The 22,922-nt window shown below is 40.5% G+C and carries 23 protein-coding genes; 10 read left to right on the top strand and 13 right to left on the bottom strand.

The features are described 5' to 3' along the window. Positions 1–46: 46 nt before the first annotated feature. Together secA and secM are read right to left on the bottom strand one after the other, a co-directional pair. Positions 47–2,731, bottom strand: coding sequence for a preprotein translocase subunit SecA (gene secA, locus J1G47_RS05000; RefSeq protein WP_207326812.1), 2,685 nt, complete (start codon positions 2,729–2,731; stop codon positions 47–49). An 87-nt stretch (positions 2,732–2,818) separates the two neighbouring features. Then, on the bottom strand, positions 2,819–3,139 hold the full coding sequence (gene secM / locus J1G47_RS05005; RefSeq protein ID WP_010785753.1) for a secA translation cis-regulator SecM: 321 nt from the start codon (positions 3,137–3,139) through the stop codon (positions 2,819–2,821). Positions 3,140–3,244: 105 nt separating this feature from the next. Between secM and J1G47_RS05010 the strand changes: the two genes are divergently transcribed. Then, complete coding sequence (locus J1G47_RS05010; protein WP_005710833.1) at positions 3,245–3,553, top strand: DciA family protein; 309 nt, start codon at positions 3,245–3,247, stop codon at positions 3,551–3,553. 17 nt (positions 3,554–3,570) lie between these two features. Then, positions 3,571–3,936: a copper resistance protein NlpE gene (locus J1G47_RS05015; protein WP_075592196.1), complete on the top strand. Its 366-nt coding sequence runs from the start codon at positions 3,571–3,573 to the stop codon at positions 3,934–3,936. A 91-nt stretch (positions 3,937–4,027) separates the two neighbouring features. On the opposite strand, the gene folK is transcribed toward J1G47_RS05015, so the two are convergent. The 7 genes from folK to malE all read right to left on the bottom strand — a co-directional run bounded on the left by folK (position 4,028) and on the right by malE (position 12,815). Then, positions 4,028–4,504, bottom strand: a complete 477-nt coding sequence (gene folK, locus J1G47_RS05020) for a 2-amino-4-hydroxy-6-hydroxymethyldihydropteridine diphosphokinase (protein WP_207326813.1) — start codon at positions 4,502–4,504, stop codon at positions 4,028–4,030. Beyond that, entirely contained in the window at positions 4,504–5,937 is a 1,434-nt protein-coding gene (pcnB, locus tag J1G47_RS05025) for a polynucleotide adenylyltransferase PcnB (RefSeq protein ID WP_207326814.1), read from the bottom strand. Before pcnB ends, folK begins: the two co-directional genes overlap by 1 nt. A gap of 190 nt (positions 5,938–6,127) precedes the next feature. Further along, the gene (gene dksA, locus J1G47_RS05030; protein WP_005710826.1) at positions 6,128–6,574 is read right to left on the bottom strand and encodes an RNA polymerase-binding protein DksA; all 447 of its coding nucleotides are present in this window, start codon (positions 6,572–6,574) and stop codon (positions 6,128–6,130) included. 219 nt (positions 6,575–6,793) lie between these two features. Then, positions 6,794–8,815, bottom strand: a complete 2,022-nt coding sequence (malQ, locus tag J1G47_RS05035) for a 4-alpha-glucanotransferase (protein WP_160414866.1) — start codon at positions 8,813–8,815, stop codon at positions 6,794–6,796. 109 nt (positions 8,816–8,924) lie between these two features. Then, on the bottom strand, positions 8,925–9,815 hold the full coding sequence (gene malG / locus J1G47_RS05040) for a maltose ABC transporter permease MalG (protein WP_005710821.1): 891 nt from the start codon (positions 9,813–9,815) through the stop codon (positions 8,925–8,927). A gap of 10 nt (positions 9,816–9,825) precedes the next feature. Continuing rightward, entirely contained in the window at positions 9,826–11,382 is a 1,557-nt protein-coding gene (gene malF, locus J1G47_RS05045; RefSeq protein ID WP_075592194.1) for a maltose ABC transporter permease MalF, read from the bottom strand. Positions 11,383–11,630: 248 nt separating this feature from the next. Continuing rightward, a complete protein-coding gene (malE, locus tag J1G47_RS05050; RefSeq protein WP_016528043.1) occupies positions 11,631–12,815 on the bottom strand; it encodes a maltose/maltodextrin ABC transporter substrate-binding protein MalE in 1,185 nt (394 codons plus the stop codon). A gap of 330 nt (positions 12,816–13,145) precedes the next feature. Between malE and malK the strand changes: the two genes are divergently transcribed. Together malK and hemW are read left to right on the top strand one after the other, a co-directional pair. Next, positions 13,146–14,285: a maltose/maltodextrin ABC transporter ATP-binding protein MalK gene (malK, locus tag J1G47_RS05055; RefSeq protein WP_207326815.1), complete on the top strand. Its 1,140-nt coding sequence runs from the start codon at positions 13,146–13,148 to the stop codon at positions 14,283–14,285. A gap of 194 nt (positions 14,286–14,479) precedes the next feature. Continuing rightward, positions 14,480–15,640, top strand: a complete 1,161-nt coding sequence (gene hemW, locus J1G47_RS05060) for a radical SAM family heme chaperone HemW (protein ID WP_207326847.1) — start codon at positions 14,480–14,482, stop codon at positions 15,638–15,640. A 40-nt stretch (positions 15,641–15,680) separates the two neighbouring features. On the opposite strand, the gene J1G47_RS05065 is transcribed toward hemW, so the two are convergent. Further along, a complete protein-coding gene (locus J1G47_RS05065; RefSeq protein ID WP_010785743.1) occupies positions 15,681–16,250 on the bottom strand; it encodes a DUF1439 domain-containing protein in 570 nt (189 codons plus the stop codon). Positions 16,251–16,350: 100 nt separating this feature from the next. On the opposite strand from J1G47_RS05065, the gene J1G47_RS12030 reads away from it, so the two are divergent. The 4 genes from J1G47_RS12030 (at position 16,351) to mtgA (ending at position 18,309) form a co-directional block, all read left to right on the top strand. Further along, entirely contained in the window at positions 16,351–16,482 is a 132-nt protein-coding gene (locus tag J1G47_RS12030; protein WP_005710808.1) for a hypothetical protein, read from the top strand. Positions 16,483–16,543: 61 nt separating this feature from the next. Next, complete coding sequence (gene lolA, locus J1G47_RS05070) at positions 16,544–17,173, top strand: outer membrane lipoprotein chaperone LolA (RefSeq protein WP_010785742.1); 630 nt, start codon at positions 16,544–16,546, stop codon at positions 17,171–17,173. A gap of 70 nt (positions 17,174–17,243) precedes the next feature. Continuing rightward, the gene (gene trpR, locus J1G47_RS05075; RefSeq protein ID WP_005710804.1) at positions 17,244–17,555 is read left to right on the top strand and encodes a trp operon repressor; all 312 of its coding nucleotides are present in this window, start codon (positions 17,244–17,246) and stop codon (positions 17,553–17,555) included. Beyond that, on the top strand, positions 17,539–18,309 hold the full coding sequence (gene mtgA / locus J1G47_RS05080) for a monofunctional biosynthetic peptidoglycan transglycosylase (protein WP_010785741.1): 771 nt from the start codon (positions 17,539–17,541) through the stop codon (positions 18,307–18,309). The genes trpR and mtgA overlap by 17 nt, the downstream gene beginning before the upstream one ends. A 22-nt stretch (positions 18,310–18,331) precedes the next feature. On the opposite strand, the gene J1G47_RS05085 is transcribed toward mtgA, so the two are convergent. The 3 genes from J1G47_RS05085 to J1G47_RS05095 form a co-directional block, all read right to left on the bottom strand. Further along, positions 18,332–19,069, bottom strand: coding sequence for an ABC transporter permease (locus tag J1G47_RS05085; protein ID WP_207326816.1), 738 nt, complete (start codon positions 19,067–19,069; stop codon positions 18,332–18,334). Positions 19,070–19,071: 2 nt separating this feature from the next. After that, positions 19,072–19,497 carry a hypothetical protein gene (locus J1G47_RS05090; protein ID WP_234924176.1) on the bottom strand — a complete coding sequence of 142 codons (426 nt, stop codon included), beginning with the start codon at positions 19,495–19,497 and terminating at the stop codon, positions 19,072–19,074. Between the two features lie 257 nt (positions 19,498–19,754). Beyond that, positions 19,755–20,474: an XRE family transcriptional regulator gene (locus J1G47_RS05095; RefSeq protein ID WP_159179841.1), complete on the bottom strand. Its 720-nt coding sequence runs from the start codon at positions 20,472–20,474 to the stop codon at positions 19,755–19,757. 184 nt (positions 20,475–20,658) lie between these two features. On the opposite strand from J1G47_RS05095, the gene J1G47_RS05100 reads away from it, so the two are divergent. After that, entirely contained in the window at positions 20,659–20,928 is a 270-nt protein-coding gene (locus tag J1G47_RS05100; protein ID WP_005822937.1) for a helix-turn-helix domain-containing protein, read from the top strand. Positions 20,929–20,937: 9 nt separating this feature from the next. Then, on the top strand, positions 20,938–22,914 hold the full coding sequence (locus tag J1G47_RS05105) for a Mu transposase C-terminal domain-containing protein (protein ID WP_207326817.1): 1,977 nt from the start codon (positions 20,938–20,940) through the stop codon (positions 22,912–22,914). The last annotated feature ends 8 nt before the right edge of the window (positions 22,915–22,922 follow it).

The raw sequence follows: 22,922 nt of genomic DNA on the forward strand, positions 1-22,922 counted from the left end.
AGCGGTCAGAACTGTAAAATAATTTACTTGTCTGACCGCTTATCAATTATGAATATTTCGCTTTGCTACCGTGACAATGCTTATATTTCTTACCTGAACCACAAGGGCAAGGCTCGTTGCGTCCGATATGAAGATCGCTGAAATCCTGCTCTTCACCTTCTGCGTGGTAGTGAGATGACTCTTGTTCAGCGTGAGCTTGACGTTCACGTTCAGCTTGTTCTACTTCTTCTTGGCTACGCACTTGGATACGGCTTAATACGCTGATCACGTTTGATTTTAAGTGGTCGAGCATATCGGTAAACATTGCAAAGGACTCTTTTTTATACTCTTGCTTCGGATCTTTTTGGGCATAACCGCGTAAGTGAATCCCTTTGCGTAAGTAGTCCATTGCAGATAAATGCTCTTTCCAAAGTTCATCAAGGTTCTGTAGCATCACACCTTTTTCAAAACTACGCATTACTTCTGCACCCACCATTGCTTCCTTCGCTTGATACTGCTCTTTAGCAATGTTGATGATACGTTCACGCAAGGTTTCTTCGTGTAAATCATCTTCTGCTTCAAGCCATTTTACAATCGGCAGTTCCATACCAAACTCTTGTTTCAAGCGGTTTTCTAATGCTGGAACGTCCCACATTTCTTCGATCGATTGTGGTGGAATATACTGGTCAATGACCGCATTGAACACATCTTCACGCACAGTGTTGATCATCACTGAAATATCGTCCGTTTCAAGTAAGTAGTTACGTTGCTCGTAAATTGCTTTACGTTGTTCGTTTGCGACATCATCGTATTGTAGAAGCTGTTTACGTCCGTCAAAGTTGTATGCTTCTACTTTTGCTTGAGCTGAAGCAATCACTTTAGTCAGCAATTTCGATTCCATTGCTTCGCCTTCTTCGGTAAAGGCTTTACGCATCATATTAAGCTTACCTTCGTTGAGATAAATACGCATTAAGGCATCATCTAATGATAGGTAGAAACGTGATGAACCTGGGTCACCTTGACGGCCTGAACGACCACGCAACTGGTTGTCGATACGGCGAGATTCGTGACGTTCTGTACCAATAATGTGTAAACCACCCGCTTGCATTACAATGTCGTGACGCTCTTGCCATTTTGCTTTGATCTCGTCAATTTGCTCTTGGGTTGGGTTTTCTAATTTTGCAATTTCCGCTTTCCAGTTACCGCCAAGCACAATATCCGTACCACGACCAGCCATATTCGTGGCAATGGTAACTGCCCCTGGGTAACCTGCATCAGCAACGATTTCCGCTTCTTGTGCGTGGAATTTGGCATTCAATACTTTATGCGGAATACCTGCCTGTTTTAGTGCTTCTGATAGCGCTTCTGATTTTTCAATTGAAATTGTACCGACTAACACAGGCTGTTTGCGAGCGATACAATCTTGAATATCCTTAATTACCGCTTGGAATTTCTCTGGTTCGCTCTTAAACATTAAATCGGTTTTATCGTCACGGATCATCGGACGGTTGGTTGGGATCACCACAGTATCCAAGCCGTAGATTTGTTGGAACTCAAAGGCTTCGGTGTCCGCAGTTCCCGTCATACCAGCTAATTTTTCATACAGACGGAAGTAGTTTTGATAAGTGATAGAGGCAACAGTTTGGTTTTCGCCCTGAATATTTACCCCTTCTTTTGCTTCAATCGCTTGGTGTAAACCATCTGACCAACGACGACCAGCCATTGTACGACCAGTATGTTCGTCAATGATCACAATCTCGCCATCTTTCACGATATAATCAACATTCACTTCAAACAGTTTGTGGGCGCGTAATGCTGCATAAACGTGGTGTAATAAGCTAATGCGAGCTGGGTGATAAAGGCTTTCTCCTTCGTGCATTAAGCCCATTTTCGTCAAAATATTTTCGACTTTCACTTGACCACGCTCAGTCAAGTGGGCTTGTTTGCTTTTCAGATCAAGGGTGAAATCGCCGTCGCCTGTGTACTCTTCAGTATCTTCTTTATCTTGAGCAATTAAATGCGGAATAACTTTATCAATCGCTTGATAAATTTGTGTCGCATCTTCGGCAGGACCTGAAATAATCAACGGTGTACGGGCTTCATCAATTAAAATCGAGTCCACTTCGTCCACTAACGCATAGTGTAATGGACGTTGGAAGCGCTCTTCTTTCGAATGAGCCAAGTTATCACGCAGATAGTCAAAGCCAAGCTCACTGTTCGTTGCATAAGTAATGTCCGCTAAATAGGCTTGACGTTTAACATCGGACGGTAGCCCTGGGATATTCACCGCAACGGTCATTCCTAAAAATTCAAATAACGGACGGTTAGTTTCCGCATCACGACGAGCTAAGTAATCATTCACTGTCACAACGTGAACCCCTTTACCCGTTAAAGCATTTAAGTAACAAGGTAAGGTTGCAGTTAAAGTTTTACCTTCACCCGTACGCATCTCTGCAATGTTACGTTCGGTCAGCACCATACCGCCGATTAACTGTACATCAAAATGACGCATACCTAACACACGCTTACTCGCTTCACGCACAGTGGCAAAGGCTTCGTGCAATAAGCTATCTAAAGTTGCCCCTTCCGCTAAACGTTGTTTAAATTCAGCGGTTTTTGCTTGTAATTGCTCATCGGTTAATTTTTCAAATTCAGCTTCTAAACGGTTAATTTGTGCGACACGCTTGTTTAAACGGCGTAAAGTACGATCATTGCTACTACCAAAAATAGCAGTCATTAATTTTGTAAACATATCAATTTTTTCCAATAAAATATAAGGTAATAAGTATTAGTAACGAGTTTACGCTCCCCCTGCTTGCGGGGGAGGGAGATAGAAGAATTACGCTGTTGGTCCAGCCCTAATCGGCGGATTTGATACTTGATACAAGCGGTATGATTTTGCAAAAAACTCGCAAAAAACCACAGCTTGTTTAGTTGGAATAACGAGAGGTTGTTGTTCTAAATGTAGTAAATGTGCCGCCTCTAACTCAACTTTTTGAACTGAAGAAAAATCACTTAAGCGTAATACAAGTTGATTTGTAGGCAATGTTTCACTTTCATTCGCTAACGGCTGAGCCGTAGGTAACGCAAAAATCGCAACGATCCCTAATAGGAATTGCGAAATCAATGCTGGCTTATGAAAGTGACGTAAAAAATTCATTTAGCACTCAATAAAAAAATAATGTTGATTATACGACAATTTTTGTAGAATAGGCAGAATATAAGGGCAATCTCACCAAAAACAAGTTAAAGCACAGCAGGAAAGATGAAAAATTCAACAATAAAAAATATCAATGAGATTTTGCAGAACTCTAGCTTGACGAAAATTGTCCAACGAGCCAATGAACTCAATGAATTAAATCGAAAAATTCAGCAATTACTGCCCGAACAATACCGTGGACTTTACCGAATTTTGAATTTATCCGATAATTTACTTAGATTTGAAGTACAAAATGGCACTGTTCGTCAAGGGCTATTGTTGCAGCAAACCGTTCTATTACACTTAATTCAGGCAGATTTTCCTGAAGTAACCGCCTTAGACTTTAAGGTAAATCCTAATTTTAAATCTGCTTAACCTAAGAGGATATGACTATGAAAAAAATTGCATTTGCCAGTATTATCGCAATGTTAAATGCCTGTTCGCTATGGCCTCAAAAAACTGTTTCTGGCACTTATCAAGGCACACTACCTTGTGCAGATTGCGAAAAAATCGAAGCACAATTAATTTTAAATAGTGATAAAACCTATCAATACAACACGGTTTATTTTAAGAATAAAGAGCAATATCCTTTTACAGAAAAAGGGAGTTATGTTTGGGATCAGGATAAAGATGATGTGCTTCATTTAAGTAATGATTTTAAATTTAAAGTCCGTGAAAACTTTGTTGAGTTTTGTGATGAGAAGGGGAATGTGTTAAAAAGTTGGTATAACTATAAATTAAATAAAGTTTCTCACTAACATACAAAACTCAGAATATGTTTGTCTACTATGCCACTTATTATGCTACCTATTTATCAATTTTATTAATAGTTTTACATAATAATCGGCATTATAAAACTATTATATTCATCTGATGCTCTGCAAATTGCGGATAAAGTTGTGCTAAAGATTTCCCACTCGGCAAAACCAATTCAGGACTGATTTCATATAACGGTACAATCACAAACTCTCGGCTGTGCATATCGTAGTGAGGAACAGTTAGACGTTCGCTTTGAATTTGTTCATTGCCATAGAGCAAAATATCAAGATCGAGAGTGCGTTCTCCCCAACGACGTAAACGAACTCGCCCTTGTTCATTCTCAATACTTTGCAATTTATCAAGTAGCTCGATAGCGGTGAGATCCGTGTCGAATTTTACCACGGCATTCACATAGTCAGGTTGATCCTGTGGGCCGAGTGGTTTACTGCCGTAAAAAGAGCTAACTTTTAGATTTTTTGCAAAGGTTTGCAACGAAACAACCGCTTGCTTAAGTTGAGCAAGCGGATCTTCTAAGTTAGAGCCAAGAGCCACATACACGGTTGTCACTATTCTTCCCCTTTTACGATTTTCTTTTTACGGTTGAATTTACGGCGTGGGTGACGTTTTTTCTTTGATTCTTCGTCACGGAAAGTCGGTAGCTGTTTGACTATTTTTAACATTTCCGCACGCTGTGCTTCATTGCTAAATTGGTATTCGTGCCACCACGCACTTAATTCAACTAAATCACCACCTTCAATTTCAGCTCTCATCACGAGTAAATCAAAGCCTGCACGGAATTTAATATGTTCGAGAGTTTGCTGTGGACGTTTTCCCGTACGTTTTGGAAATTGGAACTGTAACGACCAAATATCACGAATAACGGTGGTATAACGACGATGTAATGCGACCGCTTTGACACTCTCTGCCAAAATTTCATTGGCAGCCAACATCATTGCATCGTGGCTGTTTAAACCACCTTGGTTTTTCAATTCGTCAATTTTCTCGCGTAGCGGATACCAAAGTAGTGCTGCAAATAAAAAGGCAGGATTAACCCGTAAATCATCACGAATACGTTCATCAGTAGAATTGAGTGCCTTGCTAATCATTCTTTCGCTGTTGCTGTCGCCATATTCGGTAAAAAATGGGCTTAATACAGGGAAAAGTTGTTCAAATAAACCATATTTGCGTAATAACTCGTAGGTTTTGTGACCGTAACCTGATTGCAGTAATTTCAACGACTCATCAAATAGGCGTGCGGCAGGAATATTTTTAAGTAATACTGCCATTTTGCGAATAGGTTCATCACTCGCTTTATCTAGGAACATATCCAGTTTTGCCATAAAGCGAATTGCACGCAGCATTCGAACAGGATCTTCTTGATAACGAGTAACAGGATCGCCGATCAAGGCGAGTTTTCCTGCTTTCAGATCGTCTATGCCGTTGAAAAAATCGTAGATCAAATTATGGCTAACATCATAGTAAAAGGCATTAACGCTAAAATCACGACGCTCTGCATCTTCCCGAAGTGTGCCATAAACATTATCTCGCAACAGCATTCCAGCTTCGCTGGTTTTCGACATTTTTTCCGTCGCATTGCTGTGATGATCGGCTCGGAATGTGGCAACTTCGTAAATCTCACGCCCAAAGACGATATGGGCTAAGCGGAAGCGTCGTCCGATTAAGCGACACTGGCGACCAAAGATTTTTTGAATTTCTTCTGGGCGAGCATTGGTCGCAATATCAAAATCTTTGGCTTTTTGCCCTAGTAATAAATCTCGAATACAACCGCCAACCATATAGGCTTCATAGCCATTTTTTTGCAGTTTATTGATAATGGCAATGGCGTTACTTGGAAAATCTTTTGGAGAAATACCGTAATGCCCTGCAGGTCGGGTAAATTTTTTATGCAGAATATGGGACGGTACGGCTTGTTGCTTATGGTTCGATTTCTTCTTAGATGTGTGTCGGTGCGGTTCAGTCAATTCTGGGGCTGAACGCATTGGGCGAGCAACTTTCTTCGCTTGATCTGTTTCAACAAGCGGTGAGTTTGTATCCTTTTTTTTACGACTAAAAAAAGATTTGATGTAATTTAAAATAGATCACCTCAATTATATAAAATTGTAGGGTGGGTCTTGACCCACCGTTTCAATTTATATGCGGAAGTGGTGGGTTAAAACCCACCCTACTTAATTAACCGCCCATCTGTTTTTCACGTAGTTCTGCAAGGGTTTTGCAATCTACGCAAAGTTCTGCCGTTGGGCGAGCTTCTAAACGTTTTAAGCCGATTTCAATACCACAAGTATCGCAGTAACCGTAGTCACCTTCATCTAACTTGATTAAGGTTTGCTCAATACGTTTAAGCAATTTACGTTCACGGTCACGGTTGCGTAATTCAAGGCTAAATTCTTCTTCTTGCGTTGCACGGTCAGCAGGATCAGCGAAGTTAGTCACTTCATCTTGCATTTGACTTTTGGTACGTTCCGCTTCCTCCATAATTTGTGCGTGCCACGCTTTTAAAATTTTGCGGAAATGCTCAATTTGAGCTTCATTCATATACTCTTCGTCTTTACCTAATTGGTAAGGCGACACGCCCGCAAGGACTAATAAACTTAAAGAAGTGGATTTTGCCACTGTCATATTTCACTCCTGTTTTTGGAATTTTTCTTCCCTAATTTTACCGCTCTATTTAGGGTGTTTTGAAAGCGCGTATAAATAACAGAACTCTCTGCATTTGGCAAATTAAATTTGCAAAATTGAGGGGGAAAACATTCAGATTGTACTAGTTTTCCTATATAGCTATTGTAATGGCAAGTATATAAGAAGGTTATGATTTTTCAAAAACAATAGAGTCTAAGTTTAATTTAATATTCCTCTCCGTTTCGCCTCAATCTTTTCTAACAACTGCACAATCGTCTGATTCGCAAAAATCTCTTGTGTGGTTTTACTCAATTTTCTGCGCCAGTTTGGATATTCGGTGCTTGTTCCAGGGATATTTACCGGCTCTAGCATATTTAGCCAGTCTTCCGGTTGTGAGCCGAATAGTACGCTGTTGGTATCTGCCACATAGCTTTGTAGCTGGTGGTTAAAGGTCTGAGTAACGCCTGCACTATCCGCTTCTAGCGGTTGTACCGCTTCAACGGCACGGCGGATCGCTTCTTTGTTTGTATGGCGAGTGTTTTTCAGAATGTTAAGCACTTTCTCATTCGGGTAAACGCCATATTTTTGCCCTAACTCGAAATCATAGCCTTTCCAGTAGCCTTGTACCGTCGGTAAATCGTGGGTACTTAGGGTGGTCATTGCTTGATATGGATAGTTAGCCAATGGTTTGCTTCCTTGATGGTCGTACTCAAAATAGAAAATGTTGTAGGCTAAAATACCTTTTTCCTCTAAGGCTTCTAACATTCCTTTCGGTACAGTTCCCAAGGCTTCGGCAATGATTAAACATTGGTGGCGTTGGCTTTCAAGGGCTAAGATTGAAAGTAAATCTTCCAACGGATATTTCACATAAGCGCCGTTTTTCGCCGAGTCGCCTTTCGACACCCACCATAAACGGGCAAAGCCGAGAATGTGGTCGATACGCAATGCCCCACAATCTTTCATATTGGCACGCAGTAGGTCGATAAACGGCTGATAACCACGCTCTTGCAACACTTCAGGGTGCATTGGCGATAAGCCCCAGTTTTGCCCTTGCGGTGCCATAATATCCGGTGGTGCACCCACAGATGCACCTAACACGAACAGATCTTTATCCGCCCACGTTTCCGCCCCGTTATCTGCCACGCCAACGGCTAAGTCACGGTAGAAACCGATCGGCATACCGAGCTGTTTTGCCAGTTCGTTACAGGCTTTGAGCTGTTGTTGTGCCACAAATTGCAACCACATATAGAAATGGACTAAATCACTCTGTTCGTGTTGGAATTGTTGTACCGCAGCGGTGTGATAATCTTGATATTTTGCGTCCCAGCAGTTCCAGCCCCATTGCTCGCTGAATTGAGAAGAGAGCCATTGATGTAAAGCATCAAACGTGCCTTGCACTTTCAAGGCTTCGCCGTTTTCAGTAATAAATTGCTCAAAAGCGGTTTGATCTTGCTGTTTAAATTGCTCATATGCCAAGCGTAAGCCTTGCAATTTCAGCCACATCACTTGTGAATAATCGACATAATCTTTTTGGCGAGCTTCGTTTAATTGACGTTGAATATCCGCTGAATTAAACCAAGTTTGAGCTTCACGGCTTTGTTGGAAAGCGTCAATCGCCCCAACGTTGATATAAGCAATGTTTTGCCATAAACGAGAAGATGGGCTGTAAGGGCTTGCCCCTTCAGGATTGGCTGGGAATAACGAATGAATTGGATTTAACCCAACAAAATCACCGCCTTTTTCTGCTAATTTTGTTAAAAATTCCGCTAAATCACCAAAGTCGCCGATCCCCCAGTTTTGTTCTGAACGTAGGGTGTAGAGCTGTAAAATCGCGCCCCATAGTTTTTTATGCTCTGCCAGTTCTTGCGGTTGGTAAGCACGTTCAGGGGTAACGATAATGCGACATTCTGCGGTTGTGCCGTTTAGACTTAATTGATGATAACCAAGGGGTAAATCACGAGGCAGGTCAATGCTATTGCGTTTGCATTTTCCCGTTAAAATCTCACCGCTTTCAAGGGTCAACGTCCAGTTTGCGTGAACGGTTTGGGTTTTATCCGCCACAAAAAGCGGAATAAAGACTTGCTCGCCTTGTTTGACGACTTTAACAAGCGGTAGGATTTTGCGACTTTTTTGCAAACCGAGCAATTTTGCCACTTTGCCATAAACGGACGGTTGGGCATAAACACGGCGACCGTGTTCATCCACGAAGTAACGATTTAAAAATGGGTGATTTTGTTTCATTGTTATTGTTTCCCGAATGGTAATTTATTTACGGACGCCAAGCGTGGCGTCCCTACTTAAATATCTACGAAGTGATTGTAGGGACACGACGCTTCGTGTCCCATTATGTTTACCCTTTCACCCCACCTGCCGTTAATCCGCCGACTAACCAACGCTGTGCGATGATAAAGACTAAGGTAATTGGAATGGCGGATAAAATCGCTGCCGCTGCGAAATCTCCCCATAGGTAGTTTTGTGGGTGTAGATATTGTTGCATTCCGACCGCAAGAGTGTAGTTTTCCACATCACGCAATAAGAGAGAGGCAACAGGCACTTCGATAATTGCAGAGATAAAGGCAAGAATGAAAACTACCGCTAAAATTGGCACAGATAATGGTAATAAAATCAAACGGAATGTCTGCCACGGGGTTGCACCGTCAAGTGCTGCAGCTTCTTCGAGCGATTTATCAATGGTTTCAAAATAGCCTTTGATCGTCCAAACATGCATTGCGATACCGCCAAGGTAAGCGAAGATTACACCACCGTGAGTATTTAAGCCCAAGAACGGCACATAAGTTCCTAAGCGGTCGAATAACGCATATAACGCCACAAGTGAAAGTACCGCTGGGAACATTTGGAAAATCAACATACTTTGTAACAGCATTGATTTACCTGTAAAGCGTAAGCGTGCAAAAGCGTAAGCTGCCGTAGTAGAAAGTGCTAGGGTAATAATTGCCGTGACACCTGCGACTTTAACCGAGTTCCATAACCAAAGTAGCACAGGGAATGGCGGTGGGGTAACAGTGCCGTCCGCATTGGTGACGCTAAAACCGAGTGCCAGTTTCCAGTGTTCAAGGGAAATTTGGCTTGGGATAATTTCCCCTAATGCCAAGTTACCTGGGCGAAGTGAGATCCCTAAAATCATCAGTAAAGGGAACATAATCAATGCACAGAACACAATAAGAAAGAAATGTGTTGCAAATAAGCGTGCTTTCATTGATTTAGGTTGAACGATAGCCATTTTATCCCCCTTAATCCTGTTGTAATTTGGTCAAACGAATTTGGAACAACGCTAATCCGCTGACGAGTAAGAAGATGATTACTGCGATTGCCGCCGCTAAACCGAAGTCTTGCGTACCGCTACCTTCAAAGGCGATACGGTAGGTATAGCTGACTAACAAGTCGGTATGTCCTGCCGGTGTGCTGGTTCCGATCATTGACGGGCGACCTTGGGTTAATAATTGGATTAACACGAAGTTATTGAAGTTGAAGGCAAAGGTCGCAATCATCAATGGCATTAACGGCTTAATTAACAACGGCATTGTGATTTTGGTGAAGTTTTGCCATACCGATGCACCATCAATAGATGAGGCTTCGTATAAATCGTGCGGAATTGCTTTAAGTAAGCCCATACAAACGATCATCATATATGGATAACCTAACCAAGTGTTCACAATTAAAATCATCACTTTAGCTAAGAACGGATCGTTAAACCATTCCGGACGAATGCCGAATAGGTTATTCAAAATGACGTTAATTTCACCGAAACTTTGGTTAAACAAGCCTTTAAATACAAGGATAGAGATAAAGCCTGGTACCGCATAAGGTAAAATTAACAATAAACGATAAACGGCTTTACCTTTTAACGCTTCCCATTGCACAAGAGATGCAAAAATCATACCGAGTAATGTGGTAAACACGACAGTTAAGAATGCAAAGGTAACTGTCCAAATAAAGATTTGAACAAAGGGTTTTTGTATACCTTCGTCCGTTAAGATTTTCACAAAGTTTTGCCAACCGATTGTTACCGTATAGCCCGGCTCAACACGTTTACCCGTAAAGTTACCTTGTTCATCAATTTGCTCAAAGAAACCAACATCATCATTGGGTTTATAACGTTCTTTAGTTTCATTGTTAGTTAAAATTTGACTCTCTGCATCAAAGTTAAAACGACTGCTTTGTTGAGAAAATTGACGAAGTGAACTCATCGTGAGCATTTCTTCGCTTGGTAAAATCGCATTCACCGTTTGAAGTTGTTGGCGATTTTGGGTAATGGTTTTAAGTGGTGCAACTTTGCTTTCTGGCAATGTTGCCACTTCTTCTAATTTGATTTCCCCTTTTAAATCGGCTAGTGCAAGCGGTGCAGAAAGGTAAGTTTTTTGCACATTTTTATTTTCAAGGGCAAGCTGATATTGATTATCCGCTGTTTCAAGTAATTTGAAATCGTAACGTTCGCCTGAAAAATAGCGTTGGCTTTGCAATTGATTAACTACACGTTCAAAGGCGAGCTGGTTTGAACCGCTGTAATTAGTAAAAGCGATAACGACAGTACAGACAAGTGGAAAGACCACGAAAATACCGATTGCGGATATGCCTGGGAACAGATAACGCCAGCGATAAGCCCGTTCTGAGCTAAACACAAAAATACCTGAAGCCACTACGACTAAGGTTAGTAATGCAAATAAAATTTCACCTTGCAGATAAATTGTAAAAACCAAGTAAAAAGCAAGTAGGTAAAGTAATCCGACAAAAGCCCTTTTGCCCCAAAGTTGAGCAGACGAAATCGAGGAATGAGTTGAAGTTAGCATTTTATTTTCCTTGTTTTAGTACTGCGAAGAGGAAATTGCAAAAAATAAGAAGAATGTGACCGCTTGTCATTTTATTCCCCTCTCCCGTTTACGGGAGAGGGTGGAGAAAATCCGTAGGATTTTCGGAGGGAGAGGGCTTGCAAAAGTTTTATTAAAACTTACCGCTTGTTTGCCCTCTCTCTGCTCAAAATAGCCTTAAGCTATTTTGAGCTGTCTCTCTCCCGCAAGCGGGAGAGAGTTACATCATATTACTCTTTTTCAATCTTCGCTTGTGCTTCATCTAATGCGGCTTTAACAGATTGGCGACCGTTGATTGCACTGTCAATCGCTGCTTTTTCTGAATACCAGAAACGGCTCATTTGTGGAATGTTTGGCATAATCTCACCATTTTCCGCATTCGCCATTGTTGCTGCGATACGTGGATCTGCCGCTAATTTCGCTTGGTAGCTCTTAAGTGCTACTGCACCTAACGGAGTATCTTTATTCACGGTTTCTAAACCAGCATCAGTTAATAAGTGGTTTTCTAAGAACTCTTTCGCTAAGTCTTGGTTCGGACTTGACGCATTTACTGCTGCACTTAATACGCCAACGAATGGTTTACCTGCTTTGCCGTTTAAGGTTGGTAATACCGCTACACCATAGTTAATACCGCTTTTCTCAATGTTTGCCCAAGACCACGGACCATTGATAGTCATTGCCGTTTCGCCTTTATTGAAAGAAGCTTCAGCCACAGAGTAGTCAGTGTCTGCGTTAATCACTTTTTTCTTCACTAAATCAACCACAAATTGTAAGCCTTTTTGTGCAGCTTCATTATTTACACCGATGTCTTTTGCATCATAGCCGTTTGCGGTCACTTTAAACGCATAAGCACCTTGAGAAGAGATGATTGGCCAAGTGAAATAGGGTTCTGCTAAGTTCCACATAATCGCATTTTTGCCTTTCGCTTTGAGATCTTTATCTAATTTCTCCACTTCTTCCCAAGTTTTTGGCGGATTTGGTACTAAATCTTTATTATAAATCAATGAGAGCGACTCAACGGCAATCGGGTAAGCGATCTGTTTACCATTATATTTTGTAGCTTCCCAACCGATATCAGATAATTTTGCTTTGAATTCTGCACTTGGGTGAACTTCTGCTAATAAGCCTGATTGAGCATAGCCACCAAAACGGTCGTGAGCAAAGATCACAATATCAGGGCCATCACCAGTTGCCGCAACCTGTGGGAATAATTCTTCTAATTTGCTTGGGTGTTCAACAACCACTTTTACGCCAGTTTCTGCTTCAAATTTTTTACCCACTTCTGCTAAGCCGTTATAACCTTTATCGGCATTGATCCAGATGTTGAGTTGTCCTTCAACTAATTTTGCATTTACACCTTGTGCGATACATAATCCTACTAATACCGCTAATGCTGCTTTGGTTAATTTTTTCATTGTTTTTCCCTCAGTTTAGTGAAATGAAATTTTGACGGTCGAATAGTGGATGATTTTGTCTCATACTTCATCATACCCCCTTATCCTCCCCCTTCATTCTTTTAGTGATCTGTATCACATTTTTGACGGTTTTTAAAATAAGTGTGAAATGGATCACAAAAAAAAGCGTGTGAATTTGTGATCTAAGTCACAAAAAATCTGCTTTTCTGCGAAAAAAATGTTTATAAGGTAGTGAAAAATTTTTTCACAAAGTATGATTTCAAGACAAGAGGAAATAAGTAATCTTAGCACCTATCAAAAAGTAGTAACCCTAAGGCAAAGGATAAGACAATGGCAGATGTAAAAATTATTGGTGTAAATAAATCATACGGCGATGTGCATATCTCACGCGATATTAACCTAGATATAAAAGAGGGCGAATTCGTGGTGTTTGTAGGCCCATCTGGCTGTGGTAAATCTACCCTATTGCGTATGATTGCTGGCTTAGAAGATATTACATCAGGCGATCTCTTTATTGGTGATACCCGAATGAATGATGTGCCACCTGCTCAACGTAATATCGGAATGGTTTTCCAGTCTTACGCACTTTATCCACATCTGAATGTGGCTGAAAATATGTCCTTCGGCTTAAAACTGGCAGGTAAAGCGAAAGCAGAAATTGAGCAACGAGTAAATCAAGTCGCAGAAATTCTCCAACTTGCTCACTTACTACAACGTAAACCGAAGGAACTCTCCGGCGGTCAGCGTCAGCGTGTTGCGATTGGTCGTACACTTGTTTCTCAACCTGAAGTGTTTTTATTAGACGAACCGCTCTCAAACCTTGATGCAGCCCTTCGTGTACAAATGCGTGTGGAAATTTCCAAACTGCATAAAAAATTAGGTAGAACAATGATTTATGTCACCCACGACCAAGTGGAAGCAATGACCTTGGCAGACAAAATCGTGGTGTTACAAGCGCTCGGAAACAATACACAAATTACCACTAACGTTGCTCAAGTTGGTAAACCATTAGAACTTTATCACTACCCAGCCAACCGCTTTGTTGCTGGCTTTATCGGTTCACCAAAAATGAACTTCTTGCCTGTAAAAGTGATTGATGTAAGAGAAGGTGGGGTAAAAATTGAATTACCTGACTCCACCCATCTCAACTTCTGGATCCCAGTAGATAACACAGGTGTGAATATCGGCGACAATATCTCTTTAGGTATTCGTCCAGAGCATTTACTACCTTGTGATCAGAGTGAAGTGTGCATTAAAGGAACAGTAAAAGTCGTGGAGCAACTTGGAAACGAAACCCAAATTTACCTTGAAATGCCACCAATCAAACAAAGCCTTGTTTATCGCCAAAACGACATCGTATTAGTTGAAGAAGGTGATGAAATGTCAATTGGTATCAACCCAAACCGTTGCCACTTATTTAAAGAAGATGGCACAGCTTGCAGACGGTTGTTTAAAGAGTTGGGTGTTTGAGATTATCTGGATAGTAAATCAAATTAATAGGTTATTTTAAAAATAGGTAGGCATAATTGTATATGTGAACAATCATCCTAATTTTTTAAGGAGACTGATTTTATATTGATAGGGAAAGCTTTGTGATATCTTAGGTGTTATACTAGTACTATATGTAAGAATTTTTATTTGGATTTTATGTACTGGAAGATATGGTGAATTTAATACAGCCCCCCTTAAGCCTATACATCCATATCCCTTGGTGTGTACAAAAATGCCCCTATTGTGATTTCAATTCCCACGCACAAAAGGGCATTATTCCTGAGCAAGAATATATTCAGCATTTGCTCAATGATCTTGAGCAAGATCTCATAAGCTATAAAACAGCAATCGCTGATCGCAAGATCCACTCAATTTTTATTGGTGGCGGTACGCCTAGTCTTTTTTCCGCTGAAGGTATTCATTATTTACTTGCAGAAATTCGCAAGCGGATAGATTTTTCTCACGAATGCGAAATTACCCTAGAGGCTAATCCGGGGACTGCTGAGGCAGAACGTTTTATCGGGTATGTACAAGGTGGCGTGAACCGTATTTCAATGGGTATTCAAAGTTTTGAACCAGAGAAATTATTGAAATTAGGGCGTATTCACGATAGCAATGAAGCAAAACAAGCGGTTAGATTTGCTCAAAATTCAGCAAGAGTAGGCCTGAGAAGTTTCAACATAGATTTAATGCACGGATTGCCAAATCAATCTGTTGCTCAGTCTCTTGATGATTTACGGCAAGGTATTGCGTTAAATCCACCACATCTTTCGTGGTATCAATTGACGATTGAGCCGAATACGATGTTTTACTATCGACAGCCCACATTACCTGACGATGATGAGCTTTGGGATATTTTTGAACAAGGGCATCAGCTTTTAACTGACGCAGGTTATGAACAGTATGAAACTTCTGCGTATGCGAAAAAGGGGTATCAATGTCAGCATAATTTGAATTATTGGCGATTTGGTGATTACTTAGCGATTGGTTGTGGGGCTCACGGGAAAATAAGTTATCCAACAGGGGAAATTTACCGCTTTAGCAAAACTAAACACCCCAAAGGCTATATGCGAGGGGAATATCGTTATCATCAAGAGATGATTGAAAATGATGATCGCCCTTTTGAATTTTTTATTAACCGTTTTCGCTTACTTGAAGCAACCCCAAAAACAGAATTTGAGGCATATACGGGACTAGATCGGACGCAGGTTCAAGCCACAATGGACTGGGCATTGAGCAGAAATTTCATTTCGGAAAGCAATGAATATTGGCAGATTACTCAGCACGGCAAATTATTTTTAAATGAATTGTTGGAAGGTTTTTTAAAGGAATAGAATGCAAAATTCCTCTTATTTAAAATAAGAGGGATCTTTATCAAAAAATATTTGTTTCTAAACGAATATGTCCTTTTTCAACAATAATATGTTTTCCAAATTTTTTTACAAGGGATTCTTTTGTTTTGCGTTCATCTAATGTATAAACAGGGTGGCTATTTAAGATATTTGTAAGACTATCAGCAATTATTGGTAAAAACACCTGAAGTTCATTTTGATATTTTTCAGGGGTAGCGTTCCAATTTTTTAAACGAACATTTTTTAGAAATAGTGCACCTTTTTCCATATCATAGAAAGGAAGAGTATCCATATTTATATTAAGTTTAACTTGATATTCTTTACCCTTTATCTGTAATAGACTGTCGATGATGCCTGAAATATCAACAACCTTTTCATCTGTTTGTCCCACCTTTGTATATAAATCAGATAATTTATAGTCTAGTTGAAATAGTCCTGGTACACCTAAACTATCTTGCAAAGGCACTTTTTCTGCTAAACGCGTAGCCAAATATTGATTGATTTCTTGCTCTGAAATACTCAACGGACTCGCTTGAGTAGTCATAGGAAAAATTATCAACAAGAGTAAGCTCAGTTTATGTAAAAGTTTCATAAAATCTCCTTTGGAATTGGTTTAAAGTGTTAAAACAGAGTAGAATGCGCATCTTTTGAAACTGAAAGTTTATAATAGTTTTTAATACAAAGGGATAAATATGAAAAAAATATTCGTGATTGCCTCTATTTTAATGCTCGCAGGTTGTACTTTTGGTGGAAGTGTAAATGCTGGTGGTGGTTCTAATGGGGTCGGTATTGGCTTAGGTATCGGTACGGGTATCCGTTTCTAAGAACTTTTTATGGCTTTGCTGTCAAATAGACACTTTTCTATAAATATTTAAAGGGAAATCAATGAAAAATTTGTTAAAAAAATCGTTGCTAGGTTTAGCATTTCTCTCATTAAATGGCTTTGCTTTTGCTGATGCTCAAGCTGTCGCAGAGTTACAACAACGTTTAGATAAAGCAATGCAATACAGTGCGGATTTTGAGCAGACTGTCCGTTCAAGCAAAGGAAAGGAAATTCAAAAAGGGCAAGGTAAGTTTCAAGTCAAACGCCCGAACTTATTTCGTATGGACACCCAAAGTCCTCAAGAAAATTTAATTGTATCTGATGGTAAAACTTTGTGGTTTTACGATCCTTTTGTATCTCAGGTAACGGCAAATTGGGTCAAAGATGCTGTGAGCAACACACCATTTGTACTTTTAACAAGCAATGATAAAAGCCACTGGGATCAATATGATGTCACACAAAATGTAGATAATTTTGTATTAAAACCAAAATCGAAAAAAAGTGCGATCAAACAATTTGATATTCGTATTGATGCAAGTGGCTTAGTCAAAGGTTTTAGCACTATTGAACGTGACGGACAAAGTAATCTCTATGTATTACGCAACATTTCAACGGCTCATTTATCTGAAAGTCTGTTTAGTTTTAGTATGCCAAAAGGGGCTGAATTAGACGATCAGCGTGGTAAAAAATAAGCATAACAAAGAGTAAAGCGGTAAGATTTGCAGATCTTACTGTACTATTATACTAACAGGATAAGTAAGTATGAGAACCCTTTATCAACAACGTGATCCAAAAGAGTGGCAACAATTTGTGGCACTGCTAAAACAAGCGGTGGCAGAAGATAAAACAGATGCATTATTGTCGATGTTATTGACAACAGACGAACGAACTTCGTTGGGATTGCGAGTGCAAATTGTACGCGCATTGCTTGAAAATCAAATTTCTCAGCGTGAAATCCAGCAACAATTGAATACTAGTGCGGCGACTATTACACGGGGTTCAAATATGTTAAAAACTGTTGAGCCAGATATTTTAAAGTGGATAGATACAAAACTGAATGGCACCAAAACCTAAGCAAAAATCCTTGCTACAATCTATTTTCCGCTTTTTTATTCCCAAACAGATGCTATCTTTAAAAAATTGGTTTTGGTTTGGCGTTAGTCGTATTGGTGTGGCAGTCACAACTTTCTATGTTTCTTTAACATTGATATTTTCAGTAATTCCCGTTCCTTTTTCAGCTTATATGCTACAGAAAAAAGTGGAACACCTAATACAAGGGGACTTATATAAAATTCAATATCAGTGGGTTAGTCTTGATCGTATTTCGTGGCAAATGCAAATGTCGGTTATTGCTGGGGAAGATCAAAAATTTCCAATTCATTTTGGGATTGATTTTGATGCGATTGAAGCAGCAATTAAGCGAAATAGTAAATCTCAAAAGAAACCTCGCGGTGCTTCCACTATTTCTCAGCAAACGGTAAAGAACCTTTACTTATGGCACGGAACAAGTTGGCTAAGAAAAGGGATCGAAGTGCCTTTGACCTTTTTAGTGGAATTGCTTTGGAATAAACAGCGAGTGTTAGAAGTTTATCTCAATATTGCTGAATTTGGTGATGGTATCTTTGGTGTAGAAGCGGCAGCTAAACATTATTTTAAGAAATCAGCAAGCCAGCTTAGTTTACAAGAGGCTTCCTTGTTGGCTGCCTCTTTGCCAAATCCGATGATTTATCGGGTTAAAATGCCAAGTCAAACAATGCGATCTCGGCAACAATGGATTATGCGACAGGTCAATAATCTCGGCGGAATAAATTATTTAGAAAAATTGTAGCTATTAGCCTTGACATTCAGGGCTATTTTGTTCTAATCCCAAGGCGTAATAGACTATCTAATCCCCAGCCAATCAAGCCAATAACGATCACCGCAGCCATCAATTCTGAATAGGCTAATCGATCTCGAGTATCCAGAATAAAATACCCTAAACCCTCATTAACCCCTAACATTTCACAAGGCACAAGCACTACCCACGCAATACCTAAAGAAACTCTTAACCCTGTTAAAATATGCCCTGTAATCGCTGGCACAATAATATGGCATAAGGTTTCACGCTTGGAAGCTGCTAGGGAACGGCTAAGTAAAAACCATTGCGGATCAATACTTTTTACCCCCGATGCAGTAGAAAGGATCAACGACCAAATTGCAGCAAATGCAATCAAAAAGTAAACTGGCAGATCCCCTACCCCTAGAAACATCACCACAATAGGCATCCAAGAAAGCGGTGAGATCATTCGTAAAAATTGAAAAGCTGGCGTACAACACATTTCTAAGGTTTTAGATAGCCCCAAAGCTAAACCTAGCGGAATACCGCAAAGCAAGGCTACCGTTAAACCCACAATAATACGTTGCACACTTGCCCAAATATGCGGAAAAATTTCCCCTGAAATACTCAGAGCATATAAACTGTTGAGCGTTTGCAAGGACGAAAGATCAGTCGCAATTTGAATGTGTTGAGCAAGCAACAGGGTGCCAGCCTGCCAAAAGAGAACAAGCGATATTAAGCCTGTAAATCCATATAGATAGTTTCTTTTCATTATTACACCGCAATTTCTTCTGTTCTTGTCCAGCCATTTTGCAATTTGAATTTGTCGCTCCAACCGCCATTTTCAATCGCTTTGCGTACAAACTGAGGGGCATTAAGCTCTCTTGCTACCTGTGTTGGATCAAGTGAGGCTAAGAAATCACTATTACCTGCGATATGGGTTTCTTTAAGTAGCTCTACTAATTTTTCCATATAACTATCGTAAGGATAGGGTTGAAAACCAATGCGTTCTTGATGCCAGTGTGGGTGGCGAATAGCCCCAGTTTGAATGTAGTGTTGCCATTGTGCCTCAGTTGGATCTAACACCGCTTCTAACACTTTTTGATCGTGAGGGGTATAACCCTTTCCTCTTGCCAAAATCTGTGCTGTCGCTTGACGATTATCCAAAATGAAAACTTGGGCTTCAGTAACCGCATTCACTATATTTTGTACCCATTCTTGTGGGGTACTGACTATTTTTGCATAGAAAGAAAGAAAAAAATTTGGGCTAAAAAATACGGTAGGGCTTTGTGTGATGGGGCTTACCGCATTTTTTGTTTGGGAGAGTTATGCAAAAAGTAAAATGGGCAAAAATGGTTGAAAATGGGCAGTTTTTGCAATATTTTTTGCATAGGTTTGAGCAGGTTTGATCGGTTTTTAAAATGGGTTTAAGAAATTTTAAAACCCATTTTAAATTTTTAAATTAGGCTATGCCCAATATGAACCACTTGCCCGATGATTTGTAGGTTTTGGGCTTCATCTGATGATATTCTGATTGGGCGGTATTCTTCTTTATTGTCGCTGATTAGTTCTACACCGTCCCATTCTATTTTTACACGTTTAACCCATACGCTGTCGCCATTTTGAACTAAATATACTTTGTCATTTTTAACATCTTTCTTGCTGAAATCAACTAACAATTGGTCGCCGTTATGGATTGTGGGTAGCATTGATGAGCCATTCGCCCAAAATACGCCACAATGCTTCGGTTTAACGCCTAAGTTGCGTAGAAGGTTGCTGTCGTAGGGTACTTGCCCGTCTGGTTCGGTTACGCCCACGTTAAAGCTTCCAAAACCCGCTGAAACTTCAATGCTCTCAAAACTTGCCAGCATTTCTACTTCATCCTGTTCTGTGCGTTCTTTTTCTAATGCTTCAAACGCTCGTGCCACAATGCCTTTTGCTTCTTGTGGTTGGCTTTGTTCACCTGTTAGCAGGTAGTTAGGTGTTACACCTAATAGCTGTGCCATTTTAATAATCATTGATGCCTGTGGTTCTCTCTCGTCAGTTTCCCAGCCTTGCAATGCTGATAACGATACACCAATCATTTTAGCAAGCTCAGGACGAGTGAATCTTAACTTTTCTCTTTCACTTCTAACCCTACCACCTAGTGAAGAAGTTTTTTTAAACTTTTCGTTCATAACTTTAAAAAATCTCGGTTAAATTTTTAATCTTTTTAAACTTATAAATAAACTTTGCAAATCAATAGCTTACAGATTTTAAAGCTCAACTGGTCAAAAATTAACTTTAAAAAATGATTTTTAAACTTTACACAGTTTAAAATTAAGTTTATTATCTCTCGTGTTAAACAAATGGAGTTATCTAATGAGTACATTAACAGAGCCAAAAAAAACAGCACAAGACTGGCATAGAGCCGACATTATTGCTGCGTTACATAAGGCTGGTTGGTCGTTACGCCAGCTTTCATTACAACACGGTTATAGCCAAGCTAGCACATTAAAAAATGCTTTAGACAGACCGTGGCGAAAAGGCGAACAAATCATTGCAGATGCAATCGGTGTACCGCCTGAAGAAATTTGGGCGGGGAGATTTGCTCAGCGTAGCCTTAAAAAATTCGCTGAGAGAACGCTCTAAGGAGCTTTTATGAGTGAAAACAACTTAAAAACACACTACTCAGCCAAAGAATTATTACTTTTAAGTTTAACCTGTTTACCGAATTCGGTGCAAGGAATTATTTATCAAGCTAAAAAACAACTTTGGGAAACTCGTAAAAGAGTTGGTCAAGGTGGCGGGAATGAATATGGGCTTAGTTCAATGCCCGAAGCCGTCCAAACCGAAATCCGCTCACGTTTTGCGGTGGCGGTGGTGGAAAGTAAGCCGAAAAAATTACCTGCGGTAAAAGCCGAAGTGGATTTGGCGAACTTGACAACCAAACAGCGTGAGATTGCTGATGCTCGCATAGGGCTGATCCAGTATGTGTTGGATTTGGAGCAATCAATGAGCCGAATTAAAGCGGTCACTTATGTTTGCGAACTTGCAAAAAGTGGCAGATTGCCTCCGCATCTTGCGGTGTTGGTTGAAACGGCTAACGCTAAAAAATCGAAAAAACGGACAGTAAGCGTTCGTACTTTAAATGGCTGGGTGGTGGATTACTGCAAGGTGACAAGCGTTGAGCAACGGTTAAAACTTTTTGCCCCACTCGTAAGGCAGGAAGTTAAGGCAGAAGAAATTTGGTGGCTTTCTTGGTTGTTGGGGATTTACCGTCAGAAGAATGCGTTAAGCGTGCAAGAAAGTTACCGCTACTTTGAAGCGGAGTGGGTTGAACGGTATGCCGACAATCCGATGATGTTAGAGGCAATGCCTAATATCAGCAAAGTAAGACGAGCAATGGCGAAGTTGCCGATCCATATCTTAGAGAAAGGTCGCTTAAGTGGCTCGAAATATAAGCAGTTATTGCCTTATGTGATGCGTGATTGGTCGCCATTTGTGGCAAATGATATCTGGATTGGTGATGGTCATTCATTGAAATTAAAAGTTGCCCACCCTGTACACGGCAGACCGTTTACCCCTGAGTTGACAATGATTGTTGATGGGGCAAGTCGAAAAATCGTGGGCTGGTCGCTGTCGTTGAGTGAAAACGCTTTTGCGGTGCTAGATGCGTTACGACACGGTATTGCGACACACGGTGTGCCAGCGATTTATTACTCCGATAACGGTGGTGGTGAGAAAAATAAAATACTTGATGCAGAGGTCACAGGGATTTTACCACGTTTCTCTATCCACCACGCAACAGGGATTGCAGGTAATCCGCAAGGGCGTGGGATTATTGAGCGGTTAAATAAGACGGTGGGTTTACGAATTGCCGAGCGATTTGAAACTTACTACGGCAAAAATGCCGATCCTGAAGCTACTCGTAAGATGTTGGCTAGACAGTTGGCGTATGCGAATGCAAAAAATGGCAAGGAACTGACCGCTTTACAGAAGAAAGCTCGCAGAGAGTTGCCAAGTTGGGAAGAGTTGAAGGCAGTTATTCAAGAAGTGATTGATTGGTACAACAATGAACACGTTCACAGTGAAATTCGCTGTACGCCAGCGGTGAAATACCAACGAGTGACCGACATTGAAAAAGTGGTGTGGTTGAGCGATGTGGAATTAAGGGATATTCAACGTCCTGAATTTATCCGCACAACGAATAGAGGCTTGATTGAGTGGAACAATCATAAGTATTTCAGCTTGAATTTGTTGGATTACCAAGGGGAGGAAGTTGTTATCGGGGTGGATATTCACGATCCGATGTGGGTGCAGGTGCGAACCAAAGACGGACGGTTTATCTGTAATGCCGAGTTTGAAGGGCATAAACGAGATGCGTTTCCGCAGTCCTTTGTTGAGCAGAAGCGTGAGGAGCGAGCTAAAGGCAGACTTAAACGGAAAGAGCAACAAGTGGCAGAAATTATGGCAGAGCGTAATCCTGTTATTACGATTGAACACCAGCAAAGCGAGTTAATAACCACAAGTTATCAACCAAAACGAGAAAAAGTGTCTGTTCGTCCTATTTTTACCAGTGTGGTAGAGAGGGAGGAGTGGGAGAAGAAACAAGCATTAATTGAAGCCGTAGGCTAAGGGGAAAT

Origin of the sequence: Glaesserella parasuis (assembly GCF_017352235.1) — a bacterium.
In the GTDB taxonomy this organism is placed as follows: Bacteria; Pseudomonadota; Gammaproteobacteria; order Enterobacterales; family Pasteurellaceae; genus Glaesserella; species Glaesserella parasuis.